The organism is Pontimicrobium sp. MEBiC01747, from assembly GCF_053601635.1.
In genome coordinates this window covers 1-9501 of the sequence record NZ_JBSHNS010000415.1, presented here as the reverse complement: position 1 = coordinate 9501, position 9501 = coordinate 1, and the positions used below count along the sequence as shown (strand labels likewise).

Below are 9501 nucleotides of genomic sequence, written 5' to 3'. Positions count from 1 at the left end.
GATGTATTATCTGGAGCCTGTGAAAAGCATTCTAAACTTAGAGTTAAAAAAATAAAAAGTAAGAGGGATTTTTTATTTGAAATCATTAATCAAAAACTATAATTAATAAACAAAAATAGCTTTTTTTTACAAAAAACTATTTCATTGCAAAGGTTCTAAATATCAGTCGTTTAAATTTATAAAAGTTACAATCTTTTTATAAATCACTGCATATCTATGTTTTAAATTTAAATATTATTAGCAATCTTTGGTGAACAACATTAAATCTATTAATAATATTTACAAGTATGAAAACTCAAGCAAGCAAAAAATTACAATTCAAAAAGAATGAAATTATCGAATTAAATGACGAAAACTTATTAAACATAAAAGGAGGAACAGTAACCTCTATAGGTTCTGTTATAATAAGCCATACTGGTAGCATTGTCGACAGACCTACCTTTACCTTATGTGATCAAGTTGCCGCTCACCTACAAAATCGATAAAAGATTAATTAAAAAAAACGTGTAATTTAGAGATTACACGTTTTTTATTACGACTTAAAGTCTCTATTTAACTTCTATAAAACATGTACTACTAATAAGCAAGAAAATAAGAATAGACTTAGAAATATAACGTTACGTTTTTCAGATTTATTTACTTTTTCTTGTAGTTCTACTACAAATATAAAAGCGCTAAAAATGATCATTAAATATTTTGAAATACTGTCATAAAAATACCAATCTGTATTCATTAACTGCTCTATAATATCTAATTGAAGATTAAAATAATACAATTCATTAGGTAACATAAAAAAAGTGAATAAAAACTTTATAATTTCAAAGATTACAAAAGTTATAACTACCTTTTTAAGGGCATTAATAATTTTATAATTATCTATTTTAGATTTTATTATATGTTTAAAAAAGTAACTTCCTCCTATTAATAAATAAACCATAAATATGGAAAAAATAGCAGAGGTTACTAAACTAATGTAAGACGATACTCTGGCAGTCTTAACTATTGACGAATCTACTAACTCTAATATTAAGTTTAATCTAAATATTCCAAAAATTACAATCGCTGCAAAGTATATTAATAAAAATTGAAAAAAGATTGATGCTGAATGCTGTGTTTGTTTTTGAATAAGAGTTTTAGTTTTCATAATACTTCAATTATTGATGCTATAAATAGTAATGATATAGGTTTTAAAAGCGGTTTCGCTTTAGGTATTAAGGCTAGGCTTATCTCTTTTTCTAGTAGTATTTTTTTATAAAAGACAAATCCCCCTAACCCAACTTCTGCAAAAAGAAATAATGCATAGAGTTCCAATGGACCATGTTTTAGCGCATATATAAATGTTTGAATATCTAAGCTCTGATAGCCTAGTAAAATTATAATTGCAAATAAATAACCATTCCAAAAAAGTACTATACTCGTTAAAATGCCTCCAGATAAAAAACCTAAAAAGGATAAAACGAAAGCTACTATTAGATTATTAATAAAAATGTTTAAAAAATCAATGTTAATGTTGATAGCTTGTATATTTTCATAGCTTATTTTATTTTCAATATCTACACAGGCGTCTTGAGAAACAGCTGTATAAAACATTATATAGCTAAAGAAACCTAATGCGAAAATAAATAGGGATAAAAGTTTATACTTCATAGCTATTAGTTTTAATATTATTTATTCTCTTTAATAATTTAATACCTAAGTACCCGCTTAAAGAGATATTATCATTTACAATATTATCTAAGTTGTTTAGAGCCCTTATGTAATTTACTTTCCCAACTTTTTTGGAAGCAAATAAATCTGCGCGAAAATCAAGAGAGTTTTTAATTTTTGCTGGTATATATACGAAGAGACACCCTATTAACATCCCTGTTATAAAAACGGTTACAGCCTCAAAAAAAACATTATCTATATATATGTCAATAAAGTTAGATTTTACAAAGAATACTAAATAACAAATTAAGGTTAACATTAAGTTAGATAAGTAGAGTATAAATAAATGGTTCTTTTTTATATGTCCAACTTGATGATAAATAATAGCTTCGATATCTTCGTTACTTAAATTATTAATCAATGTTTTTTCAATTAAAATTGTTTTTGAAAAAAGCATTGTTCCTATTGTAAAAGCATTATTATTTGTTTTAATACTAACAATCTTAATTTTAGGATTTAAACCTTTTTCAATTAAAAAACACCTTAAATCATTATTTATTAAAGTTTTATCTTTTATAAGAAAATAATATAATGGTTTTACTAATAATGTATATGCTGGTATTACAGCTAAAAGAATTATTATTAATAAGTAATTAACTGGTTTTTCCGAATTACTAAAATGATAAATTACTATAGATATAACTGATAAAAAAAAACCTAACAATACAGTATTAATTATAGTTTTTAAAAGCTTTATATTCTGTGACATACAATTAAGTTTTAATTAAGATTTTTAATATTACCTGAAAATATATTTAAATATATTTTCAGGTAAATTTTAAGTTTTTATAAAGCTCCTATTCCAGCTCCAATCACCATTCCTGCTGGTCCTCCTATCGATCCTATTCCAGCTCCAAGTTCTGCCCCTGCAATTGCTCCCGTAGCTGTGTACATAGCTGTTGCTGCATGTGATAATCCATCTGGTGTATCGCATAACTCTGTCATAGCCCATCCAACGTTAGCTGACACTTTATTTTGTATTGTATTCATTGAAAATAATAACCCTAAACATACTGCTAAACCTAATACTCTTTTTTTTGTGTTCATAATTTTGAAAATTTGTGTTTATATATTCTTAATGTTGTTTTAAGTGATATTAAGATTTGTCACTTATTTAATTAGAAATGACGGTTTAAAATATTAGTTCTTTTTTATATTCGATAAAGACGATGACTCTAACCAATATTTATATTTTCTATTAAATGTTTTTAAATACTTTATAAATCTAAAGTGCTCCTACACCTAAACCTATTGCCATTCCTACTGGTCCTCCTACAGATCCAATAGAGGCACCAACCTCTGCGCCTGCCCAAGCTCCTGCGGCTCCACCTACAGCTGCTCCAGCTACTTCGTCTGCTTCAAATTGTGAAGCTACTGCCCAACCAATTTTAGCCGACATATTCTCTTGAATAGAATTCATTGAAAATAATAATCCTAAACACATTGTTAATCCTAATACTAATTTTGAATTTTTCATCTCTTTTAAAATATTATTTCTTATTAGTTAGTAAAATCGATTATAATGTCATCTGGTAAATGAAAAGACATATCTTTTGTATCTTTTATAGATATTTTAATAGATGTATCCATTGTTGATGAATCACTGTGTTGACATCCTCCATTAACACCTAATAATTGCCCATCTTGTAATTCTAGTATTGACTCTTTTGTAAATACTAACTTTTCGTTTTGTTTTTTCATAATTCTAATATTTAAAGTTTAAAAATTAGACATAACTTGCCTTTGTAAAGAACCGACTACTAACTAATAATAGCGTAAATAGTGTTCATCAGTTCTCCATCTCAAGCACGATAAATGCCCTCTAATTGTTTTTCTGTATCCTAAATATTAAAATGTGAGACTCTAGGTAATATTTTTCTCGCTTTGTATAAAAGTGATAAAAAACATATATTTGCAGAGTATAACATATTGACGGATATGGAATACAGAAAATTTGTGTTTTCAAAATTAACAGAGCTTTACAGAGCTCTGTTTTTTTCTTCTAATAAATTTAAAGTAATTACTTATTTATTATTTACTGTGATATCTCTGAAACAAAGATACATTGAAATAAAAGTGGAAAACAAATGACTTTACCTAACTTTTATAAAAGTTATATTATACTTTTTATAAAAATTACGCATCTTAAAAACAAATAAACACCTGTATTTCAAACACTTAAATACTTTGTAATAAAATCACATTTCTTGTATTTTTTTAATATAAACAGATGGTGTAATTCCTGTTATTTCTTTAAAATATCTTGAGAAAATATTAGCATTTTTATAGCCCACTTCTTCTGCTATAGCCTTAACAGAATAAGAACGAAGTCTCTTATTGTTTTTTAATTCTATTATAACATAATTAATTCTTAAATCGTTTACATAGGTACTAAAGGACTTCCCTAAGTGTGTATTTATTACTTTAGATAAGTATGTTGTATTTGTTTTAAGGCGTTTTGCCATGTTATGAAGTGTACAATCTTGTCTTAAAAAATAAGCTTTCTCTTCTAACTTAGTAAGCTTAACTAGAATTTCTTCTACTTTTTTATCCTTTATTATTGTAGATTGCTCTTCATCTACATTAGCTTCTTTTTTGGTTGCCTCATTAATATCAATAATAGTTTTTATTCCATTTTCTTTAGAAAGAATAGAATTTGTGTTAGATGGTTTTTCTTCTATATCAGTAATTCCAACTACAGGTTGTAATATGCTTTCTTTATTTAAAGTGTTGGCTGTATTTTTAATAATACTTTGTTGCTTTTCGTATGTATTTATTTTAACCATTAGCTCTTCAAAACGTTGCTGGTTTTTAACAGCTTTCTTTTTATTAAGAAAAACAACTACAACTATTAATAATAATAAAACAGAACTTATTACTACCCAAAGCTGTTTTGTTTGTTTTTCTTTTTCTTTTTTTGAAATTTCTTCTTTTAACTCTTCTTCATAACTATCTTGAACATCTGAAACTTTTTCTCGCACTTCTATATCATGAATACTTTTTATTGCAGACAAGTATTCTTGCAGAGCTTTTTCTTTTTCCTCGATTTGTTTAGAAAAATAAGTATTAGAAAGCCTAACACTATCCATATCTTTATAGACATCGGCTATTAATTTGTAATATTTAGATTTTTGAAGAGCTGATTTTTCTTTTTTGTTATTTAAAATCATCTTTAATTTTATTAATGATTCTTCATAACTTTTAGTATTGTAAAAAATGGAAGCTAATCTAAAGTTTATTTCATTAATAAATACCTCATTTTTTAGTTGTTTGGCATATTGTATTGCTTTTTCTGCTGCTAATCTTGTCTTATCATATTCTTCTAATAAAAATTGCACTCTAGACTTGAACTCGCACATATAATATAAAAACTCAACATTATTATGTGTTTTTGCATCAATAATGCCTTCTTCAATAAGCATAATAGCTTTATTATATTCTTTTTTAGTTATATAAACTTCAATAAGGCTTTTTCTATTAAATTTAAGAAGACTTGGGCTAACTCCTGTTTTTTTCTGTTTTTCGTACTCCGTTTTTAAATATTTAAATGCTTCTTCAAATTGTTCTTCTTTACTAAAACCCACTTTAGCTTTTACTAGATCTATAGTATATTTTATATCTGTAACTAAATCTTCTTTACCTTCTTTTCTGGCTAATTCAAGAATTTGGTTATAGTACCTTAGTGCTTCATTATAGTTATAATTATTATCGTATATTCTTGCTATAAAATGTGTTGTTTCAATTATATCTATAGGACTCTCTAATAAACCTAATCTTTTATTATAATAATATAGTGTACTATCTAATTGACTCATTTTTTCATGAGCAACTGCCAATATAGAATAACCTAAACTTATGTTTTTTTTATTTTTTTTCTCCTTATTTAGTTTTACGTATTTATGGATATACCCAATTGCTTTTTCTGGATTGCTGTTTAGGTTTTTTTTTATCGAATCTTTTAAAGATGTTGTATTCTCTTGACCGTTTATAAAAAAACTTAAACACAAAAAGCTATATAAAAAAAACTTTTTTACTTTCATTAATTACTTTAATATTTAGAATAATTACATTACAAAACTACGTTTTTTAAAAACAATAAAAAATATTTATAACCAATTGAAAAACAATATTTTAAACAAAAATTAATTACCTTATTTTTTATAAATCATACTATCCTTGACTTTGTAAGAAAAGATATATTGTTCATATTTGTTGAACAAACAAAATATAAAGTAATTATGAAAACTCAAGCACAAAACAAATTACAATTTAACAAACAAAACATTATTGAATTAAACGATGTTAATATGGCAAACATTAAAGGGGGAACTCAAACAATATCAACCCTTCAATGTCTTACCCCTGATGTAGCTACCTCTTTAGGAAGTATAATACCACCTAGAGATACATCTTGGTTTTGTAATATGGTTAACCTAGAGAACGAGTTTGGTCAATAAAATAAAGATATTCTTCACAAATTAATAAGGCATTTTCTAAAAAAGAAAATGCTTTTTTATTAACTAATTTGTTTTTTTTATCTCTTTTTTAAAGAAAATAATTAGAGAATAAAAAAACATAGTTAATGAGAATAATAAAAGCAACAACGCACAACCCAATAAAGGAGCGTAAATAATAAAGTTATAAAAGAAAATTCCTAATTTTAATAAAGGATACATTACTAGAAGTAAGATTATTATTTTTATGCAATTTTTCATAGAATTACACTTTTCTAGTAAACATATTTATTAATTTCCCCCTTATTAAATAATTAACTACTTTTAAATTATAAAACTATAATTGTTTTTTTGTTTATCGATAAAGTCGACGGCTTAGATTAAACCTTTATAATTTAAAAGCAGTTAATACTACAATTCTTATCTCTACAACTAGTCATAATAATTATATTTAATTCAAAGAACTTTTGGACTAGGACCACATAAAATTATTACTAATAATTACTATAACAATTATAGAAACAATGTTTGTTTTTAAACTTACTATATTCTCTTGTAACTTATTTTTAGCTCTATAGAAGAGTTGGCTACTAACTAATACTAGTGTTTACCAACTCAAAAAACTTAGTAAGTTTTAAATACGTTTAAATAATTTCTTTATAAAATTTAAAAAGGATTGGTATAAAGCATTTTTATTCTTTAGCACATGAATTCAGTTAAGCCTTATAATAATTCTAAATAAATTTATAGAGTTAAAACTATCTAGGGTATTTATTTCTTAGTCCAAAGTAATTTTAAATAAAGCTAGAACGCAAGAGAAGTAATCGCGTTTTTATAAAATATCAGCACTATAACTAGCACTTAAACAACTATATATAAATGTTTTAAGAAATACTTATTTACTATAGTTCGTTTATTTTTTTTATATAGACAGAAGGGGTAATTCCAGTAGATGCTTTAAAAGCCCTAGCAAAGGAATCTCCATTTTTATAACCTATTTCCTCTGCAACTCCTTTAATTGAATATGATCTTAAGCGTTTATTATTTTTTAGTTCTATAACTACATAATTTATTCTAAGTTCATTTATGTATGTACTAAAAGATTTATTAAGGTGAGTATTTATTATTTTAGAAAGGTAAGATGTGTTTGTTTTAAGCTTTTTTGCCATATTTGGCAGTGTACAATCTTGCCTTAAGTAGTATTGCTTTTCTTCTAATTTATTTATTTTAGAGAGTATTTCTTCTATTTTTTCATCGTCTATAATGTAACTATTATCACCAGAGTCACTTATTGTTTCATTATCAATTAAAAGTTTTTCTTCTTCGAGTTCTATATCCTTTTTTTCAGTTATAGATTTAGCAGTTATTTTTTCCTTTGATTTAGCTTTGCTATTTTGTGCCTCGTAATCTTTAATTTTTAGCATTAAATCGTCAAAACGATTTTGGTTTTGCCTTTGGTTTAATCTTAATTTACAGATAACCAGTATACACAATACTATAAAAACTATACATGAAATTATCCAGAATAGTTTATTTCTTTCTTGTCTCTCTCTCTCTTCTATTTCTTCTTTCATGAAAACTTCATGAATAGTATCTAATGTTTTCAATTTTTTCTGAGATACTTTTTCTTTTTCTTTAAGAGACTTCTGGTTAAACAAGTTAGAAAGCGTTATACTGTCTATGGCCTCATAACTATTAGCCATAAGGTGATAATAGTTATATAACTGCTCTGGAGAATGCTCGTAATTTAAATTTCTTTTTAATAAAATGATTGCTTGTTCGGGTTCTCCCTCTTCTAAATAGATTAATGCTCTAACATAGTTAGCTTCATTAATAAACTCATTATTATTTAATTGTTTAGCTGTTTCTAAAGTTTCATTTGAAGATGTTTTTGCTAAAGCAATTTTTTTCATTTCAAAGAGTGTTCTAGACCTTAATTGTTGGTAGTAATATAGAAATTCTAAATTTTTAGTTTGCTTAGATTCTGTTACACCTTCTTCTGAAAACAGTAATGCCTTTGCTAATTTTTTATGTGTTAGATAGCTTTTAACTAAATCTAGCCTAGCATATCTTAAGTTGTACCTTTTATCTTTAGATTTTTTACTTTCTTTATTATAAGCTTCTATAAAAAGAGGTATTATTTCTTCAGACTTATTAACTTTATTTTTAATATGTTTTAAGGCATTAAGAGCTCTTTGTTTTCCTTCTTCTAATTCAAATTTTTTAGATAACTCTAAACATTCTTTTTGTAGTGCTACTGCTTTATTATAATCACTTTGGTTTTCATATATAATTGCAACACTATGTGTAATATCTATTATATTTTGAGGTTCTTTAGAGACCTCCTTAGATTTATCATAATAGTATAATGTGCTATCTATTATTCCACGAACTTCGTACTCTACTGCTAACGTACCTAAAGCAAGTAATATGTTTTTTGTATTATTTTCTTGTTTACTTTTTTCTAAGAATTTTTTACTGTACACAATCCCTTTTACAGGGTTGCTGTAGATGTATTTTTTTATAGAGTCTTGGTAAGGTTTTTTTATGTTTTTTGTAGATGAAGTTTCTCTTTTAGGTGAGCATGAAAAAATGAAACTAAATAATAGCGCAAAAAATAAAAAGTTTTTTTTTAATAAAAACATAAAAACAATTACATCTGTTTAAAATATATACAGCGACTAAGTTAGTTTATAATGATAATAAAACAAAACTTTTGACTTACTCAAAAATACAATCTGACATATAATTTTATGTCCAGTTTTTAACTTGTAGCTATTATATTAATCTGTAAAAAATATTGCAAACACCCACAAGCTACTATTTAATTATTCTTTTATTTTTAACTATTTTAGTTAAAAATTTATACTATTATATTGTTTTATGTGTAAATAATTCATTTTTTATTTTTGAAACACCAAAAACACATAACTTATTGAAAAACAGAAAATTAAACGAGCTTTATATAACTCATTTTTATAAAAACTCGGTGCTATTACTTTATATTAAGAGTAAGTAAAAATATATTTGTTATGTTGATTAATGATAAAACTTAAAAACTTATGAAAACTCGAGGGACAAAAAAAAAACTACATTTTAAAAAAAGTGCTATAGTAGAACTTAACGACTCAACGTTATATTCTATTAATGGTGGTTTAATTATGAACAATAACCCTGTTCTTGATCCAGGAAATAATGGCTCTGTAATTATTAATACTTCATTACTTAGGCCTTTTACAAATAACGACAGACCAACATCTGGAGCACTTTGTAAAAATACTGGAATGGTAATTTAAATTTCTACATATAGTTAAATATGTACTAATAGGTCCAACACAAC

Annotated in this window: 11 protein-coding genes; 3 read left to right on the top strand and 8 right to left on the bottom strand. The window is 25.3% G+C overall.

Features of this window, described 5'->3' with window-relative positions:
- The first annotated feature begins 287 nt into the window (after nucleotides 1-287).
- Nucleotides 288-485, top strand: coding sequence for a class I lanthipeptide (locus ACVC2P_RS13465; protein WP_452598977.1), 198 nt, complete (start codon nucleotides 288-290; stop codon nucleotides 483-485).
- Between the two features lie 74 nt (nucleotides 486-559).
- On the opposite strand, the gene ACVC2P_RS13460 is transcribed toward ACVC2P_RS13465, so the two are convergent.
- From ACVC2P_RS13460 to ACVC2P_RS13430, 7 genes are all read right to left on the bottom strand, one after another.
- Complete coding sequence (locus ACVC2P_RS13460) at nucleotides 560-1144, bottom strand: hypothetical protein (protein WP_452598976.1); 585 nt, start codon at nucleotides 1142-1144, stop codon at nucleotides 560-562.
- Nucleotides 1141-1647 (bottom strand): stage II sporulation protein M, encoded by a 507-nt coding sequence (locus ACVC2P_RS13455; protein WP_452598975.1) that lies wholly within the window; start codon nucleotides 1645-1647, stop codon nucleotides 1141-1143. The genes ACVC2P_RS13460 and ACVC2P_RS13455 overlap by 4 nt, the downstream gene beginning before the upstream one ends.
- Nucleotides 1637-2416, bottom strand: coding sequence for a M48 family metalloprotease (locus ACVC2P_RS13450; RefSeq protein WP_452598974.1), 780 nt, complete (start codon nucleotides 2414-2416; stop codon nucleotides 1637-1639). The genes ACVC2P_RS13455 and ACVC2P_RS13450 overlap by 11 nt, the downstream gene beginning before the upstream one ends.
- Nucleotides 2417-2493: 77 nt before the next feature.
- Nucleotides 2494-2754, bottom strand: coding sequence for a hypothetical protein (locus ACVC2P_RS13445; RefSeq protein WP_452598973.1), 261 nt, complete (start codon nucleotides 2752-2754; stop codon nucleotides 2494-2496).
- Between the two features lie 178 nt (nucleotides 2755-2932).
- Nucleotides 2933-3184 carry a hypothetical protein gene (locus ACVC2P_RS13440; RefSeq protein WP_452598972.1) on the bottom strand — a complete coding sequence of 84 codons (252 nt, stop codon included), beginning with the start codon at nucleotides 3182-3184 and terminating at the stop codon, nucleotides 2933-2935.
- Between the two features lie 23 nt (nucleotides 3185-3207).
- A complete protein-coding gene (locus ACVC2P_RS13435) occupies nucleotides 3208-3408 on the bottom strand; it encodes a class I lanthipeptide (protein WP_452598971.1) in 201 nt (66 codons plus the stop codon).
- A 497-nt stretch (nucleotides 3409-3905) separates the two neighbouring features.
- Nucleotides 3906-5747, bottom strand: a complete 1842-nt coding sequence (locus tag ACVC2P_RS13430; protein ID WP_452598970.1) for a helix-turn-helix domain-containing protein — start codon at nucleotides 5745-5747, stop codon at nucleotides 3906-3908.
- A 198-nt stretch (nucleotides 5748-5945) separates the two neighbouring features.
- Between ACVC2P_RS13430 and ACVC2P_RS13425 the strand changes: the two genes are divergently transcribed.
- Nucleotides 5946-6164, top strand: a complete 219-nt coding sequence (locus tag ACVC2P_RS13425) for a class I lanthipeptide (protein WP_452598969.1) — start codon at nucleotides 5946-5948, stop codon at nucleotides 6162-6164.
- 899 nt (nucleotides 6165-7063) lie between these two features.
- On the opposite strand, the gene ACVC2P_RS13420 is transcribed toward ACVC2P_RS13425, so the two are convergent.
- Nucleotides 7064-8806 carry a helix-turn-helix domain-containing protein gene (locus tag ACVC2P_RS13420; protein WP_452598968.1) on the bottom strand — a complete coding sequence of 581 codons (1743 nt, stop codon included), beginning with the start codon at nucleotides 8804-8806 and terminating at the stop codon, nucleotides 7064-7066.
- A gap of 417 nt (nucleotides 8807-9223) precedes the next feature.
- On the opposite strand from ACVC2P_RS13420, the gene ACVC2P_RS13415 reads away from it, so the two are divergent.
- The gene (locus ACVC2P_RS13415; RefSeq protein WP_452598967.1) at nucleotides 9224-9457 is read left to right on the top strand and encodes a class I lanthipeptide; all 234 of its coding nucleotides are present in this window, start codon (nucleotides 9224-9226) and stop codon (nucleotides 9455-9457) included.
- The last annotated feature ends 44 nt before the right edge of the window (nucleotides 9458-9501 follow it).